The organism is Acutalibacter sp. 1XD8-36 (assembly GCF_009917525.1).
GTDB lineage: Bacteria > Bacillota > Clostridia > Oscillospirales > Acutalibacteraceae > Acutalibacter.
Genome location: NZ_QZDU01000012.1, coordinates 34,008 through 48,502, shown reverse-complemented (window position 1 = coordinate 48,502; position 14,495 = coordinate 34,008). Strand labels below are relative to the sequence as shown.

General features: G+C 56.9%; 16 protein-coding genes and 1 tRNA gene. 8 read left to right on the top strand and 9 right to left on the bottom strand.

The features are described from left to right. From D5270_RS14545 to D5270_RS14535, 3 genes are all read left to right on the top strand, one after another. On the top strand, nt 1-434 hold a 434-nt coding region (locus D5270_RS14545), incomplete at its 5' end, for a DUF4368 domain-containing protein (protein ID WP_166544771.1). Nucleotides 435-504: 70 nt separating this feature from the next. Beyond that, a complete protein-coding gene (locus D5270_RS14540; protein ID WP_166544770.1) occupies nt 505-879 on the top strand; it encodes a hypothetical protein in 375 nt (124 codons plus the stop codon). A gap of 129 nt (nt 880-1,008) precedes the next feature. Beyond that, on the top strand, nt 1,009-2,205 hold the full coding sequence (locus D5270_RS14535) for a site-specific integrase (protein ID WP_166544769.1): 1,197 nt from the start codon (nt 1,009-1,011) through the stop codon (nt 2,203-2,205). 60 nt (nt 2,206-2,265) lie between these two features. On the opposite strand, the gene D5270_RS14530 is transcribed toward D5270_RS14535, so the two are convergent. From D5270_RS14530 to D5270_RS14515, 4 genes are all read right to left on the bottom strand, one after another. Then, nucleotides 2,266-2,341: transfer RNA gene (locus D5270_RS14530), tRNA-Pro, on the bottom strand. Between the two features lie 69 nt (nt 2,342-2,410). Then, a complete protein-coding gene (locus tag D5270_RS14525; RefSeq protein ID WP_166544768.1) occupies nt 2,411-3,436 on the bottom strand; it encodes an ABC transporter permease in 1,026 nt (341 codons plus the stop codon). 24 nt (nt 3,437-3,460) lie between these two features. Beyond that, a complete protein-coding gene (locus tag D5270_RS14520; RefSeq protein WP_166544767.1) occupies nt 3,461-4,939 on the bottom strand; it encodes a sugar ABC transporter ATP-binding protein in 1,479 nt (492 codons plus the stop codon). A gap of 79 nt (nt 4,940-5,018) precedes the next feature. Then, nucleotides 5,019-6,068, bottom strand: coding sequence for an ABC transporter substrate-binding protein (locus D5270_RS14515; RefSeq protein WP_166544766.1), 1,050 nt, complete (start codon nt 6,066-6,068; stop codon nt 5,019-5,021). 267 nt (nt 6,069-6,335) lie between these two features. Here D5270_RS14515 and D5270_RS14510 point away from each other — a divergent pair, with 267 nt between their 5' ends. Next, a complete protein-coding gene (locus D5270_RS14510; RefSeq protein ID WP_166544765.1) occupies nt 6,336-6,779 on the top strand; it encodes a VOC family protein in 444 nt (147 codons plus the stop codon). Between the two features lies 1 nt (nt 6,780). Then, a complete protein-coding gene (locus D5270_RS14505; protein ID WP_166544764.1) occupies nt 6,781-7,734 on the top strand; it encodes a CehA/McbA family metallohydrolase in 954 nt (317 codons plus the stop codon). Here D5270_RS14505 and D5270_RS14500 read toward each other — a convergent pair whose 3' ends face one another. The 4 genes from D5270_RS14500 to D5270_RS14485 all read right to left on the bottom strand — a co-directional run bounded on the left by D5270_RS14500 (nt 7,735) and on the right by D5270_RS14485 (nt 10,936). After that, nucleotides 7,735-9,015: an L-cysteine desulfidase family protein gene (locus D5270_RS14500; RefSeq protein ID WP_166544763.1), complete on the bottom strand. Its 1,281-nt coding sequence runs from the start codon at nt 9,013-9,015 to the stop codon at nt 7,735-7,737. A gap of 33 nt (nt 9,016-9,048) precedes the next feature. Continuing rightward, nucleotides 9,049-9,525, bottom strand: coding sequence for a hypothetical protein (locus tag D5270_RS14495; RefSeq protein WP_166544762.1), 477 nt, complete (start codon nt 9,523-9,525; stop codon nt 9,049-9,051). Between the two features lie 8 nt (nt 9,526-9,533). Beyond that, a complete protein-coding gene (locus D5270_RS14490) occupies nt 9,534-10,193 on the bottom strand; it encodes an HD domain-containing protein (protein ID WP_166544761.1) in 660 nt (219 codons plus the stop codon). 77 nt (nt 10,194-10,270) lie between these two features. Continuing rightward, the gene (locus D5270_RS14485) at nt 10,271-10,936 is read right to left on the bottom strand and encodes a TraX family protein (protein WP_166544760.1); all 666 of its coding nucleotides are present in this window, start codon (nt 10,934-10,936) and stop codon (nt 10,271-10,273) included. 103 nt (nt 10,937-11,039) lie between these two features. Between D5270_RS14485 and nth the strand changes: the two genes are divergently transcribed. Genes nth through D5270_RS14470 form a run of 3 tightly spaced genes read left to right on the top strand, consistent with a single transcriptional unit; the run spans nt 11,040 to nt 13,717 of the window. Further along, on the top strand, nt 11,040-11,672 hold the full coding sequence (gene nth / locus D5270_RS14480) for an endonuclease III (protein WP_166544759.1): 633 nt from the start codon (nt 11,040-11,042) through the stop codon (nt 11,670-11,672). Further along, entirely contained in the window at nt 11,669-12,538 is an 870-nt protein-coding gene (locus tag D5270_RS14475; protein WP_166544758.1) for a PHP domain-containing protein, read from the top strand. The genes nth and D5270_RS14475 overlap by 4 nt, the downstream gene beginning before the upstream one ends. Nucleotides 12,539-12,553: 15 nt before the next feature. Then, the gene (locus D5270_RS14470; RefSeq protein ID WP_166544757.1) at nt 12,554-13,717 is read left to right on the top strand and encodes a MalY/PatB family protein; all 1,164 of its coding nucleotides are present in this window, start codon (nt 12,554-12,556) and stop codon (nt 13,715-13,717) included. Nucleotides 13,718-13,719: 2 nt separating this feature from the next. Here D5270_RS14470 and D5270_RS14465 read toward each other — a convergent pair whose 3' ends face one another. Further along, entirely contained in the window at nt 13,720-14,340 is a 621-nt protein-coding gene (locus tag D5270_RS14465) for a ribonuclease H1 domain-containing protein (RefSeq protein ID WP_166544756.1), read from the bottom strand. Nucleotides 14,341-14,495: the final 155 nt, after the last annotated feature.

Genomic DNA, 14,495 nt, shown 5'->3' with positions numbered 1-14,495 from the left:
CGCTGAAAAAAAGTCAATCCCACCGCCTTAACGACCAGATAGCCGCAAAGGAAAAGGAATTGACCAGGATAACCCGCTACAAGCAGTCGCTGTATCAAGACTGGAAAGACGGGGAAATCACCCAGCAGGAGTACCGGGAAATGAAAGCCGATTATGAACGGCAGGCCGCTGGGCTTTCGGATTTGCTGGCCCGGCTGACGGCTGAACGGAAAGAGCTCTCAAACGGTGTTGACCAGCAGCATCCCGCGCTGGTAGCTTTTGCAAAATATCAGAACATCGAGAAGCTGACCCGCGAAATTCTGATTGAATTGGTAGACCATATCAAGGTTTACGAAAACGGCAATATCAGCGTTCACTTTAAGTTTGCGGACGAGTTCCGCCGGATTGCCGAGTACATTGAAATCAACTCCACTGACACCGCCGAGGCGGGCTGATACCCGCCAAAGCATAAAATCCTTTTGACAGTGTGTTTTCCTAATAAAACGCAATCTTATGTATGGTGGGATGGTAAATGCCCCGTCAAGGTACTCTGACAAGTCCCTTGCCTGCGACTTAATCATTGTTACATCACCGTACCGCTCAAACGGCTATTACCACTCCATTTTTGATGGCATGCCGCGATACCGTCAAGAGATAGACAGCTATCAACAGTTAGCCCGCAGAATTACACTGTGGCTTGAGATGAACGAGTGCTGCATCCACGGCTATATATACGACGGGAAGGATTGGTTCAACCCGATAGAAAAAAAGGGCAGGCCAAACCCGTATGCTTCCAGGGCACAGCCCGTTACACAAGACACAGATTCGAAGATGCTGTTTGATTCCATCGTAGCCAAGCCCGCAGGCTCAGCAGAGGGCACGGAAGCAGCGCCTCTTTGATGTGAATATTTCAAAATAGTCGGACAGCAAAACTACCGCCGCACTTAAATTGGGGGCTTGCGCAAGCCTCCAAAACCATTTATAATGAGTGCGGTGATAATCTTGCTTGCTGACGAAAGGAGTAAACACATGGCAAGCAAAAATACAGTTTCTGGCACTTTAGTTGATGATAAAGGCACGTGGACAGTGCGGGGGCGGGTAACTAACCCCATCACGGGCAAAGTGAGAAATAAGTCTAAAAGCACAGGCTATAAGGTGAAGGATAACACCAAGCGCAAGGCTCTACAGGTTATGGCTGAAATTCTCGCTGAGTGGGAGAAAGAGGCGAACGAGACTCTTCCCGACCATGATTTGACATTGCGGTATTACGTGGAAGCGTGGCTCCGGGACAAGGAGACCACCACCCGCCCCAATACAGTCAAAAGCTATCGGGACTATGCCAATCTCCATATACTTCCCGCCTTGGGGGATGTGTCGGTAAGAGACATCACTTGGCGTACCCTCCAGAGGCTCTATGAAGGGCTTCTAAAGACCCATAAGGTAGTGACCGTCCGCAAGTATGACATTGTGGTTAGCGGGGCCTTAGAGGACGCTGTACGCGATGATGTAATACCTGTCAACCCCGCCGCGCTGGTGAAATGGCCCAAGCGGACACAGCCCGAAGCAAGGCCCTTCGACCCGAGGGAAGTCGGTCAAATCCTCGCCATAGCAGAGAACGCCCCGGAACCTATGCACTCCGCTATTATCTTAGGGTTATGCTATGGTTTACGGCGTTCGGAAGTCTGTGGCCTGCGCTGGTTGGATATTGATTTTGAACAAGGCACCATGCACATACGCCACACTGTCACGCAAAACGGCAAAGTGCTGTTGGACGATGACCACACCAAGACCCAGAAAAGCAACCGCACGTTGGCGCTGATTCCCGATACGGTTTCCTATTTTAAGCAATTACGGGCCCGGCATGTACAATATGGCCTACCGCTTGACAAAGTAGTGGCTTGGCCTGACGGTCACAATTTCCGGCCTGACGGCATTACCCGGATGTTCAAGACCTTGCTGAAAAACAACGGCCTAGACCCCGCCATTCGTTTCCACGACTTACGCCACATGGCGGCTTCGGTACTTGCCAGCAGTGGGGAAGCCACCCCCAAGCAGATTCAAGAGTTCATGGGCCACGACGATATTTCCATCACTTATGGGGTTTACGTCCAGTCCGCAAAGGACAGCGGCAAGAAGACCTCGGCGGCTATGAGCAAGGCCCTTGCGGGCTTGATGGAAACCCCCGCAGCTTGTTCGGAAATTTGTTCTGAATTGCGGTTCGGTTAGGCTTTGGCAAAAGGAAAACCGCACTGTATAGGCCGTAAATGGCTCTACAATGCGGTTTTTTGGTCCGAGTGGCGAGACTTGAACTCACGGCCTCTTGACCCCCAGTCAAGCGCGCTACCAACTGCGCCACACCCGGACGACTCTTGTATTATACCTCATCCTGCGGCAAAATGCAAGAGTTTTTTTGTGTTTTTTCAAAGTTTTTTCAGGACTTATCCTTGCGCTGGAGGAGCACCGCGCCGATGATGATAGCGCCTTTAAAGGCCGCGCTAAGATAGGGGTCCACGCCGATAAGGTTCAGGAGGTTATTCATAACCGCCACTATCAGGGTGCCGAAGACGGTGCCCACAATGGAGCCCCTTCCGCCGGACATGCTGGTGCCGCCCACTATTACTGAGGCGATGGCGTCCATCTCGAAGCCGCTGCCCGCGCTGGCGTAGTCCATGGAGCCAATGCGGGAGGTCTGGATTATGGCTGCTATTGCTACCAGGAAGCCGGTGAGGGCGTATACCCGGCGCTTTACGGCCCGGACATTCACCCCTGAAAGGCGGGTGGTGCGCTCGTTGGAGCCGATGGCGAAGACATAGCGCCCGAAGGTGGTCTTCTTTGAGATAACGTACATGGCTGCCGCCAGCAGCCCCCAATAGAGGATTGGCATTAGCTGCTGTCCCCCTATCTCCAGCCTTGCAATGCTCTTATAGGCCTCGGGCAGCTCGGTGCGCTGGGCCTTCATAAAATACTGGGTCACGCTGCGGAGTATCTGCATGGAGCCAAGGGTGGCGATAAACGGCGGCATCCTGCCGTTTGAAATGAGCAGGCCGTTGCCCTCACCCAGCAGGCTGCCAAGGACCACGGCGCCTATCAGCCCAATAAGTATCGCCGGTATGCCGCCAAGCCCCGCCAGGGGCCCGCCGGTGTTCAGCACCACCATTATGAAAGCGCCCACTGTCACGTATACCGAGCCCACAGACAGGTCTATGCCCCCAGAGATTATTACAAATGTCATGCTCAGAGCGATTATGCCTATGCCCGCGTTGCCCCTAAGCAGCGATATCCAGTTCTGCAGCCAGCTCTGGGCCCACTCCCCGAAGGAGCTGAAGCCGGTGTTCATAGACAGGGCCACGGTCTGCACTATCACCATCACCAAAAGGGCCATGCCGGTGCTGAAAAGCGGGTTATTGCGCCACTGGTCCCGCAGCTTTGTAAGAAGCTGTTTTCCTGTTTTTTCCATTTTCTACTGCCCTCCTCTTATTCCTCACGCGCCGGTTGCAAGGCGCATTATCTCCTGCTCAGCCATCTCCCCGGCGGGGAGCTCGCCCTGGACTCTGCCATGGTACATCACTATGGCCCTGTCGCAAAGGCGTATTATCTCCTGGGCCTCGCTGGAGAGGACTATGACCGCGACCCCTCCGCCGGCCAGCTCCAGGATGGTGTCATATATGTCCTCCTTCGCGCCCACGTCCACGCCCTGGGTGGGGTTGTCAAATATGAGCACCTTCGGCCCGGCGTTCAGCCACTTTGCCAGCACCACCTTCTGCTGGTTGCCACCGGAGAGGCTGCCTATCAGGTCCTCCTCCGCCCCCATCTTTATTCTAAGGGTCTCAGCCTGCCGCCTGAAGGCCTCCTTTACCTGGCGCCAGTTTATCAGGCCGTATTTCGCGTGCCTGGGCCAGGTGACTATGGAGCCGTTTTCCAGGATGTCCATATCTTTTATAATGCCGTTCTCCTTGCGGTCCCGGGGGACATAGCCTATCCCCAGCTCAACGGCCTGGCGGGTGTCCCGGACGGTGACAGGCTTCCCCTCAAGGTAGAGCTGCCCCTGGTATTTCCCTCCGCTGCCGAACATCGCCTGGAAGAGCTCGCTGCGCCCGTCGCCCAGAAGCCCGGTAAAGCCCAGCACCTCCCCTGCCCTTACAGAGAAGCTGACAGACTCAAAGTGCCGCTCCTGGGAGAGCCCCTCGGCCCTCAGCACCTCACCGCCCAGCTCACGCTCCCGGCGCAGGGACTGGGTGCGCACCTCGTGGCCCACCATATGCTTTGCCAGCTCGTCCACATTGGTATCGGAGACGTTCCCATTGGCCACCATGGAGCCGTCCCGCAGGACGGTGTACCTGTCGCATATGTCCATGACCTCCCGGAGCTTATGGGAGATGAACACCATCGCCACCCCCTGGTCCTTCAGGGTGCGCATCATGTCGAAGACCCGGTCAATCTCGGGGTCCGTCAGGGAAGTGGTGGGCTCGTCCATAATGATTATCGACGCCTCCATCAGGAGGGCCCGGGCTATCTCAACTATCTGCTTATAGGAAGCGTCCAGGTCCCGGACCATGGCCCTTGGGTCCAAATCCACGTCCATGCGCTCAAAGACCCCGGCACAGCGGGCGCACATTGCCTTTGCGTCCAGAAGGCCCGCCTTGGTCTTCAGCTCCCGGCCTATGAACATGTTCTCATATATGCTCAGGTCGTTCACCAGGTTCAGCTCCTGGTGGATAAAGGCTATCCCGGCGGCAAGGGACTCCGCGGGGCTTTTAAAGGCGGCCTCCCTGCCGTCCAGAAGCACAGTGCCCCGGTCGGCTGGGAGCACGCCCCCCAGTATGTTCATAAGTGTGGACTTGCCCGCGCCGTTCTCTCCCAAGAGGGCGCATATCTCCCCCGGGGCCACAGAGAAGCTTATGTCCCGCAGCACGTCATTTGCGCCGAAGGATTTGTATATGCCGCGCATTTCCAGGGTCATACCCTAAACCTCCTCAATAATTTACAGAAAGGCTATGACGTGTGCGCCATAGCCTTCTGCTCAGGTCAAATAGATATTATTAGTAGGGGGACTTCTCGTCCAGGTAGTCCGCGCAGTTCTCCCGGTCCACAATGGTGGTGGGTATAATCTTCTCCACGTCGGGGCTCTCACCCTTCAGCAGAGCCACTGCCACATCCACAGCGTCCTTGACCATGTCGGGGCTGTAGAGGGCGGACTGAATCCAAATCTCCTCGTTCTCGGGCATCATGTTGAAGTACTCCTGGCACCCGCCGCCGCCGGTGACAACCTTGATGTCGGTACGCTTGGCCTCGCTGATGGCCTGGAGCACGCCAATGGAGGTCTCGTCGTCCATGGAGAACACGGCATCAATCTGGGGGTTGGCGCTGAGCACGTCGGTGAAGTCAGCCAGGCCAGCCTCACGGGTAAAGGCTGTCTCGTAGTACAGGAGCTCCATGTCGGGGGCAAGCTCCTTTATCTTCTCCTCAAAGCCCTTCTTGCGCAGCTCGGAGACGGAGCCGGAGGAGGGGACCTCCAGCACTGCAACCTTGCCGGTGGTGCCAATCTTGTCAACGATGTACTGGGCGCTCTGGGTACCCATATCCACGTTGTCGCCGGCTACATGGTACACGCCCTCAACGTCGATAACGATGTCGAAGTTCACCACGGGAACACCTGCGTCGATAAGGCCCTTAATGGGGTCCTCCATGCCCTCCCACTGGGGGAAGGCCACGACAGCCTGGGCGCCCCAGGTCTTGAGCTCGTCAATCTGGTTTGTCATCTCCTCGGCGTTGTTGCTGGTGAGCAGGCGGTACTCAACGGTGTCGCTCAGCTCCTCGCAGCGCTCCTGGGCGTAGTAGGCAACGCCCGCCACCCAGCCGTGGGTAACGGCGGGGGCCAGAATGCCCACCTTGAACTTCTCGCCGCCGCTGGTGTCGGTGGCGCTGGCCTCAGACGAGGAGTCCTCGGAGCTCTCCTCAGCAGTGGAGCTCTCGGATGACTCGCTGGAACTGTTGCCGGCCTCGCTGGAGCTGCCGGAGTCATTGCCGCAGGCCGCGAAGCAGCCCACTACCAGCATAAGAACCAGCAGCATAGAAATTACTTTCTTCATGTTTGTTTTCCTCCTTGGTACATAATTTACCCGAATTGGTTTACATGCGGCATCTTCCGCATGTACGCGCACATTATAGCACCCCTAAAAGAAAAAAGCAAGGGGGAATTTTTAAATAATTCTTTAACCCTTTCCTTTGCGCCGGGCCCTTCCCAGGCAGGCCCTGCCATACAATACGGCATATTTTACCCTCCTGCTCCTTGACATTACCGGCGCCGCGGGCCTATAATGGAGCTTGGGAAAAACTACTATTTAAGGAGCTGCAAAATGGAAAAGCAAAAGGTTGAAGTAATACCCTACCTGTCCTTTAACGGCAGGTGTGAGCAGGCTGTCTCGGCCTATATAAGCGCCTTCGGCGGGGAGGTGCTGCATATGTCCCGCTGGCCGGAGGAGGCCTGTGAGAGGCCCGAACATGCGGGCAAGGTTATGCACGCGGAGTTCATGCTGGGGAACACCCGGATGGCAGGCGGGGATTCCTTTTGCAGCAACAGTCCGAATACGGATATAAAGCTCATGGTGCATATGGAGTCAAAGCCCGAGGCCGAGAGCACTATAGCGGCCCTGCTGGAGGGCGGCGGCACGGTGCTCTGGCCCCTTCGACCCCACCCCGCCCCCGATGACTCCGGCTGCGGCTCCGGCACCAGGGACCCCTTCGGCTACACCTGGATAATCACCTGCCCAAACCCTGAATATCATAAGGAGGAAAACTAAAATGAAAGACCAGGTACTTCTGCCCAAATCCGGCCTGTACAAGGCCAATCTCCACTGCCATACCACCGTCTCCGACGGCAGGCTCAGCCCTCTGGAGATAAAGGAGCTCTATATGTCCGAGGGCTATTCCATCGTGGCATATACCGACCACCGGGAATACGTCTGGCATAAGGAGCTGGACGACGAAAACTTTCTGGCGCTCCCGGCAATGGAGGCCGACCTCACCGAGCAGCGGGGCTGCTGGCCCATTGAGCGTACCTTCCACTTTAATCTGTTCGACACCAGGCCTTCTAAGGACCGGGAGGGCAGGGACTTTATGCCCCACTGTGACTACCACGACAAGGCCGGTGTGAACGAGTACATAGCCAAGATGGTGGAGGAGGGGTTTTTAGTCTGCTATAACCACCCCTACTGGTCCCTTCAGGACGTGACAGACTACTGCGATTTAAAGGGGCTCTTTGCCATGGAGATATATAACCACGGCTCCCAGCTTGAGGGCATGTACGGCTTCGCGCCCCAGGCCTACGACGATATGCTCAGGAGCGGCCAGCGGATATTCGCCGTTGCCGCCGACGACAACCATAACGTGTTCCAAAAGGGAGACGTGGAGTTCGACGCCCTTGGGGGCTGCACCTATATCGCAGCGGAGAGCCTCACCCATGAGAGCGTGATAAAGGCGCTTAGGGAGGGCCGCTTCTACTGGTCCGCAGGGCCGGAAATGCTGGGGCTTGAGATAAAGGACAACACCCTGCATATAAACTGCTCTCCGGCAGAGAAGATTTTCGTGGTGCAGAACGGCAGGAACTATTACCGCAGCCAGGCGCTCCCGGGTGAAACCCTCACCGGGGCCCAGTTCCCGCTTACAGGGGACGAGGGCTGGTTCAGGGTGGAGATTCGTGACGCCCGGGGGCAGGCCGCAGGCAGCAGGGCATACTTTATCGATGAGCTCCTATAGCTAGTCGCAGCGCTTTGTCATTATCTCGAGAATCTTCCGGTCAGTCTCCCTCATGCCCTCCTTCGCAAGCACACCCACGTTGGCAATGGTCTCGTCCACGGTACGCGTAACTATGCCGTCGCCGCTTTTGAACTCCTGGCTGGACTTATACATATGGTAGCCTAAAATGCCCGCGTCCACGCTTGCGGCTATCTTTGCCGCACAAGAGGGCTTCGCGCCGTCGCAGATGGTGCCGCTGATAATGGCTACAGCGTTCACGATGGTGTGGGCCACCGCCGTGAAGCTGCCGTCCAGCATATAGGCTATCCCGGCCCCGGCCCCCACCCCGGCGCTTACCGCCCCGCAGTAGGCCGAAAGCCTGCCGATACCGCTCTTCTGCTGTATAGTGACAAGGTCGCTTACAAGCAGGGAGCGGTATAGTTTTTCCCTGTCAAGGCCGTAGTGCTCCGCGTACCTGACTACTGGCACGGAGGCGGTGATACCCTGGTTCCCCGAGCCCGAAAGTATGACCACCGGCAGCTCGCAGCCGCTCATTCTGGCGTCGCTGCCCGCCGCGGCCCAGGCCTTGGCCTCGTTCTTAATATCCTCAGGGTAGTCGTTCAAGAGCACCGAGCCTATATTGGCCCCCCAGTCACCCTTTATCCCCTCCCGGGCTATAGCCGTGTTGCAGTCCGCCTGCTGCTCCAAAAGGCACTCTATCCCCGAGAGGTCCACGGTGTCCGCAAACTCGATAATATCCTTCACGCGCATAAAGCCCCGGCCCGCAGTACCGTCCTCCAGACTGCCGCTGTCAGCCTTCTCCAGCAGCACCCTGCCGTCCAGCTCCTCCCGGACTATATTGCTGTGGCTGTCGGCTATCTGCACCAGGGCCCTATGGCCCCCCGCCCAGCCTGTAAGGCAGATGTCAAGGAGCCTTGAGGTATCGGCGCAGATTATGTCGATTGGGGTGGACTCCATGTATCTCCCTATGTCCTTATGCCTGTCCTCGGGCACGCAGGCTATCACCTGGAGCCTCAGCCCCGGGTCCCCTGCTACTATCCCCGCCGCTACAGCGGCCCTTATGCCCTTTCTGCCGCCGGTATTCGGCACAATCACGCTCTTTACATTCTTGATTATGTTCCCTGAGACCCGGGCCTCTACCCTCTCCGGGGCCTCCCCCAGCACCTCCCTGAGCCTTGCTGCACAGTAGGCCAGGGCTATGGGCTCCGTGCAGCCTGTAGCCGGGACAAGCTCCTCCCTCAGTATTGATATGTAAGCGTCCGCCATCTCCTTTTTAAGCATGACTTTACCCCTTCCCATTAAGTTTTCTACGTCCTATCCCATTCCGAGCATGCCCTTCAGCCAGGCCGCAAAGCTGTCGGCGCCGTATACCGCCAGCATTATAAGGGCCAGGAAGGCCGCAACGGACAGCACCTCGCAGGCAATCCGCTTTGCCCCCGGCCTGTTCCCTTCGCCGTCCTCCTCCGGTGAGCGCTCCAGCTCCACCTCTTTTGAGACAGCGGCGGCTATCTCGCCCGCCTTATCAATGTCAGCATAGGGCACGTATATATTCTGGTCCGTGGGGCTGGAGCTGCTGTCGAAGTTAAAATATGCGCTGCCCGCGCTCTCAAGCCTGCTCTCAATCCCAGCCTCTATAAGTGCCCCGTTAATCCTGCCCGCGGCGTACATGTCCGCGCAGCAGAGGAACACCTCGTCCCCCTCTCCTGCCGGGCGGAGCTTCCTGCTCCGGCAGCCGGGGCATTTTTCAATGCCCTCCACGCATACCCGGCGGCATTTTCCGCAATACTGCATATTCCCCCCTATATCAGCTCCTGGCCGTTTATAGCCAGCTTGAACTCCAGCCCCAGCTTCCCCGCCGCCTTGCGGCAGAGCATCATCCGGGCCATGAATATCTCGAAATATTCCATCACCGAGCTGAAGGCCGGGTCCACCTCAAGCTTCAGCCAGATGGAGCCGCTGTCCCTGTCTATCACGGTCCTTGAGTCTGTGACCGAGTAATTCACCCGGTCGTGAATGTCGAAGGTGTGGACGTCCTTACTGCGCACCCTTGTGCGGCGCACGTCGGACTTGTCCGCTATAATAAGCGCCGCGGCCTCGGGGCTCACAGGCACGCCGGTGCCCTCGTCGTGGTTGCCGATGGCTGTGGCGATAAGGGCTATCTCGTCGGGAGGAAAGCCCATATTGTCAAGGAGCCTGAAGGCCATCACCGCCCCGCTCTGGCTGTGGTCCACCCGGTTTACCAGGTTGCCGATATCGTGGAGGTACCCGGCTATCTTCGTCAGCTCCACCCGCCTCTCAGGGTAGCCCAGCTCCGAGAGTATGTCCCCCGCCACAGCCGCCACCCGGCCCACGTGGGCAAAGCTGTGCTCCGTAAAGCCCAGCGCCGCCATGGACGCGTCGGCCTCTGCGATATAGGTCTTAATGGCCCGGTCGTTCCTTATCTGCTCATAGGTTACCATTGCGCTCCCCCAATACTCATTTCAATACTCATTTATATTACCCTTTGAGTTTACCATATTTCCCGGGAATTATCAAGTCAAATCAGGCAGTATATGCCGTAAATCAGGAGCAGGTGGGCGGGGTAAAATATGTAAGAAAAATATCTCGGCAGCCGCCTGCCCCGCCTGCCGTTATAAAGGCATATGGGGACGGCCGCAAAAACCGCGTATATTTGGAACATGCTGCCGTGCTGCCAGCAGTACAGGCCAGTCAGAACTATAAGGCTCACGGCGCAGAGCCAGCGCCTGTCCCTGAATACACAGAAGAAAATACCCATCAGCACGCCGTATATGCCGTACATCGTGCCGAAGGCTTCAGCCAGTACCACAGAGAGGGCCGTTATCCCGTAAAAGGGCCAGCCCCTTTCAGCCGCGAGCTTTATCCCCCAGAGGGCCGTGAAAATAAGCAGCAGCTCGAAAAACACGTTGGACATAGGGTCCCTTATAAGGGATTCCATCCAGCGCCCGCCGCTTGTAAAGAGCTTATATGGTATCTCGGAGAGCAGGGCGAATGCCGCCAGGCGGGAAAGGTATTTCCCCCGGTCCGAGGTGCGGGCAAAGCCCTCGGTGAGCATGAAGACAAACAGCGGGAACGATACCCTGCCTATCATGCGCATAAGCTCTGTGCCGGGGAAAAGCCGGTAGCCGGCATGGTCTATTGCCATGGTCAGAAGGGCGGTAAGTTGCAGGAGGGCTGAGGACATCTAGTAAAACACCCCTTTTTTGTATTATATATTCTCTCTTTTCTCTTGTCAACTGTCGGAAATTGTAGTATTATTAGATAAAACATGAAAAGGACTGATGTAAATGACCACTCAGGAGCTTGCGATAAAGGCCGTTGAGTCCCTGAAGGCCGAGTACCCGGACGCCCTGTGCTCCCTGGACTATGAGGCCCCCCTTCAGCTTCTCATATCCGTGCGCCTTGCCGCCCAGTGCACCGACGCAAGGGTAAACCTTGTGACCCCCGCGCTCTTTGAGCGCTTCCCCACCCTTGAGGCCTTCTGTGAGGGTACCGAGGAGGAGATAGGGGAGCTGATACACTCCTGCGGGTTCTTCAGGGCCAAGGCCAGGGATATTTTAGGGGCCTGCAAAAAAATCCAGGACGACTTCGGCGGCAAAGTGCCGGACAATATGGAAGACCTGCTGAGCCTTCCGGGGGTGGGCAGGAAGACCGCCAATCTGATACTCGGGGACGTGTACCATAAGCCCGCCGTCGTGACCGACACCCACTGTATCCGCATATCCGGGAGGCTGGGGCTCACAAAGAGCAAGGCCCCCGAGAAGGTGGAGCGGGACCTGTGGGCGGTGCTTCCCCCAGAGGAGTCCAATAACTTCTGCCACAGGCTAGTGCTCCACGGCAGGGCCGTGTGCACTGCCAGGAAGGCCATGTGCGAGAAGTGCTGTATGAATGGGTTTTGCCCGAAGGCGGGGGTGGAATGAAAATGAAACAGTATGCTGATTTGCACGTACACACAAGCTTCTCGGACGGCAGCGATTCCGTTTCCCAGGCGCTGGCCCTGGCGGAGCGGAACAATGTCTCGCTCATCTCAATAACAGACCACAACACCCTTGCCGCCTATACCGAGGAGGCCTTTCTGGAGGGGGAGCGGCTGGGGGTAAAGCTTTTGCCCGGCGTGGAGCTGGACGTTATACACGAGGGAAAGCAGTACCATATGCTGGGGCTTGGCGTTGACTACAAAAACGGAAAACTGCTGGAGGCCTGTGCCCATAACGCCGGAGTGCAGGAGCAGTATAACCTGGACCTGCTCAGGCTCATGGAGCAGGACGGCCTGGGGGTGTCTGAGCCGGATTACCATAGGTATGAGATACCGGCAGGGCGGGGCGGCTGGAAGCTGCTCAACTACCTGCTGGATATAGGAGTCACCCAATCCCTGCTGGAGGGGCTTAAATACTACGACCAGTATGGGTTTAAGACCAATTCTATAAAATTCATCAGCCTCAAGGAGGCTATAGATACCGTCAGGGGAGCCGGCGGGGCGGCCATACTTGCCCACCCCGGGGAGCAGATACCTTACGACCAGTATGCCTCCGGCAACAGCCCCTTCTGGAGTGAGCTCGAGGGGCTTCTCAGGGCCGGGCTGGACGGCGTGGAATGTATACACCCACTCCACGGCTTCGGGCTGCAGGAGGAGCTTATCTCCCTCTGTCAGGAGCGGGGGCTGTTTATCTCCGGCGGCACGGACTACCACGGCAGCTTTTTCAGCAGGCAGAAGCAGGTTATCGGGGGGCAGTTCGTCCCGATGGAGCTTGTCAGTCCTGTTCTGAACAATAATATAAAAAACTAAAGGAGCGTATGCAAAATGAAGTATGATTTTGAGACCCTTGTGGACCGTTCTACCCACGGCAGCGGCAAATGGGACGACATGAAACGCAAGAAGCCCGAGCTCTCGTACAGCCCGGTGCCCCTGTCCGTTGCGGACATGGAGTTTAAGAACGCCCCTGAGATAGCCGAGGGCTTAAAGGAGTTTATGGACACCCATATCCTGGGATATACCGGGCCCACAGAGGAGTATCTTGGCACTGTCTGCGCCTGGATGGAGAAGCGCCACGGCTGGCATATAGAGCCCCAGTGGATTGTGGGCACCCACGGCGTTGTGGAGGCACTGAAGGTCTCTGTGAAGGCATTCTGTGAGCCCGGGGACGGGGTCATCACCTTTACGCCTGTGTACTACCCCTTCTATATGGCTATTGAAAACCACGGCTGCGAAATCGTGCGCTGCCCACTTGTCTACAAAGACAACGCCTATACCATCGACTTTGAGCTTTTCGAGGAGCTCTGCGCCCGGGAAAAGAATAAGATGTTCCTGCTGTGCAGCCCCCATAACCCGGTGGGCAGGGTCTGGAGCGCCGCCGAGCTTGGGAGAATCTGCGATATCTGCCGCAGGAATAATGTGCGCATTATCAGCGACGAGATACATTTTGACATTATCATGCCCGGGTTTGAGCATACGACCATACATAACGTGGCTGAGCCCTCGGACAATATAATAGTCTGCACCGCCCCCAGCAAGACCTTTAACCTGGCGACAATGCAGACCTCAAATATTATTATCCCGGATGATGAGGACCGCAGGCGCTTCCAGGAAGTCCTTGGCTTCGGCGGCCCCTCCGCCCTGGGGCTGGAGGCCTGCCGCATTGCGTATACCCGCTGTGAGGAGTGGGCTGACGAGATGATTCAGGTCATTGACGGCAACCGCCGTATGGCTGTGGACTTTATCGGGGAGAGGCTGCCTGAGATAAAGGCTGTTGAGCTCCAGGGCACCTACCTTCTGTGGCTGGACTGCACCGCCCTTGGGAAAACCAAGGAGGAGCTGGAGGCCATGATGGTGGAGGCCGAGCTGTTCCTTGACGAGGGGTATATGTTCGGGGACGAGGGTATCGGCTTTGAGCGGGTAAACCTGGCTGTGCCCAAGGACGTGCTCATGAAGGCCTTAGAGCGGCTGGAGAGAGCCGTTAAAGGCTAAAATCAGAGGCCGAGGGCTTCCCTTGCAAGGGAGTCCGCCATGTCGTTATATTTATCCCCCGAGTGGCCCTTCACCTTCACAAAGCTAAGCTTTATACGCTCCGACGCGGCCCTGCACTGGGCGGCGTAGTCCTTGGTCCCGGGCTTGTTGGCCTTCCAGCTGCCTGTGGCCCAGTGGGCTACGCCCTCATAGTCGTGGTGTATCTCAAGGGCCGGTATGCCATGCTCAAGGCAGTACCGTATGACCGTGAGGGCCCCCATTATCTCCCCCGCCACGTTGTGCATTGAGGAGAGGCCGGGGTCCGTGAAGCGCTCCGAAAAGGTGAGCTCACTGCCTTCGTAAAACAGGACGGCCCCGCAGGAGAAATCCCCTGTGAGCTTGTCGTAGCTTCCGTCCACATAGGCCACCGCGCCCTCGAAAGGGCCCTGCCCGCCATCGGGCTGTGCGCCGCCTGTACCGACTGCTTCCCCGCCCCCTATGAAGGCCTCGGCCTCCTGACGGGTGGGGAAGCTTTTGTATATGGCCCCTGCCACGCCGTGGACCTGGGCCCTGCACTTGTCCCAGGTCTCGTATATCCCTGCGCCGTCCCTGCCTATACGGACGGCATAAAATTTCTTTGCCATATGCTTACCTCCCGGTATTATTCTCAGTCTAAAGTATAGCGGAAATTCCCGTCAAAAGCAACCCTCTGGAAAATCGTGGGCAAATTAACAGTTTATTAAAAATAAATTAAAATATGAGGGGCAAAAGCGGTTGATATACGGCCCCGGATGATGTA

What these genes read in the sequence shown, in the direction of transcription:
- D5270_RS14510 (WP_166544765.1), top strand. Translation starts at nt 6,336, where the DNA reads ATGGAAAAGCAAAAGGTTGAAGTAATACCCTACCTGTCCTTTAACGGC.
- D5270_RS14520 (WP_166544767.1), bottom strand. Translation starts at nt 4,939, where the DNA reads ATGACCCTGGAAATGCGCGGCATATACAAATCCTTCGGCGCAAATGAC.
- D5270_RS14500 (WP_166544763.1), bottom strand. Translation starts at nt 9,015, where the DNA reads ATGCTTAAAAAGGAGATGGCGGACGCTTACATATCAATACTGAGGGAG.
- D5270_RS14475 (WP_166544758.1), top strand. Translation starts at nt 11,669, where the DNA reads ATGAAAATGAAACAGTATGCTGATTTGCACGTACACACAAGCTTCTCG.
- D5270_RS14535 (WP_166544769.1), top strand. Translation starts at nt 1,009, where the DNA reads ATGGCAAGCAAAAATACAGTTTCTGGCACTTTAGTTGATGATAAAGGC.
- D5270_RS14525 (WP_166544768.1), bottom strand. Translation starts at nt 3,436, where the DNA reads ATGGAAAAAACAGGAAAACAGCTTCTTACAAAGCTGCGGGACCAGTGG.
- D5270_RS14485 (WP_166544760.1), bottom strand. Translation starts at nt 10,936, where the DNA reads ATGTCCTCAGCCCTCCTGCAACTTACCGCCCTTCTGACCATGGCAATA.
- D5270_RS14495 (WP_166544762.1), bottom strand. Translation starts at nt 9,525, where the DNA reads ATGCAGTATTGCGGAAAATGCCGCCGGGTATGCGTGGAGGGCATTGAA.
- D5270_RS14515 (WP_166544766.1), bottom strand. Translation starts at nt 6,068, where the DNA reads ATGAAGAAAGTAATTTCTATGCTGCTGGTTCTTATGCTGGTAGTGGGC.
- nth (WP_166544759.1), top strand. Translation starts at nt 11,040, where the DNA reads ATGACCACTCAGGAGCTTGCGATAAAGGCCGTTGAGTCCCTGAAGGCC.
- D5270_RS14490 (WP_166544761.1), bottom strand. Translation starts at nt 10,193, where the DNA reads ATGGTAACCTATGAGCAGATAAGGAACGACCGGGCCATTAAGACCTAT.
- D5270_RS14540 (WP_166544770.1), top strand. Translation starts at nt 505, where the DNA reads ATGGTAAATGCCCCGTCAAGGTACTCTGACAAGTCCCTTGCCTGCGAC.
- D5270_RS14505 (WP_166544764.1), top strand. Translation starts at nt 6,781, where the DNA reads ATGAAAGACCAGGTACTTCTGCCCAAATCCGGCCTGTACAAGGCCAAT.
- D5270_RS14465 (WP_166544756.1), bottom strand. Translation starts at nt 14,340, where the DNA reads ATGGCAAAGAAATTTTATGCCGTCCGTATAGGCAGGGACGGCGCAGGG.
- D5270_RS14470 (WP_166544757.1), top strand. Translation starts at nt 12,554, where the DNA reads ATGAAGTATGATTTTGAGACCCTTGTGGACCGTTCTACCCACGGCAGC.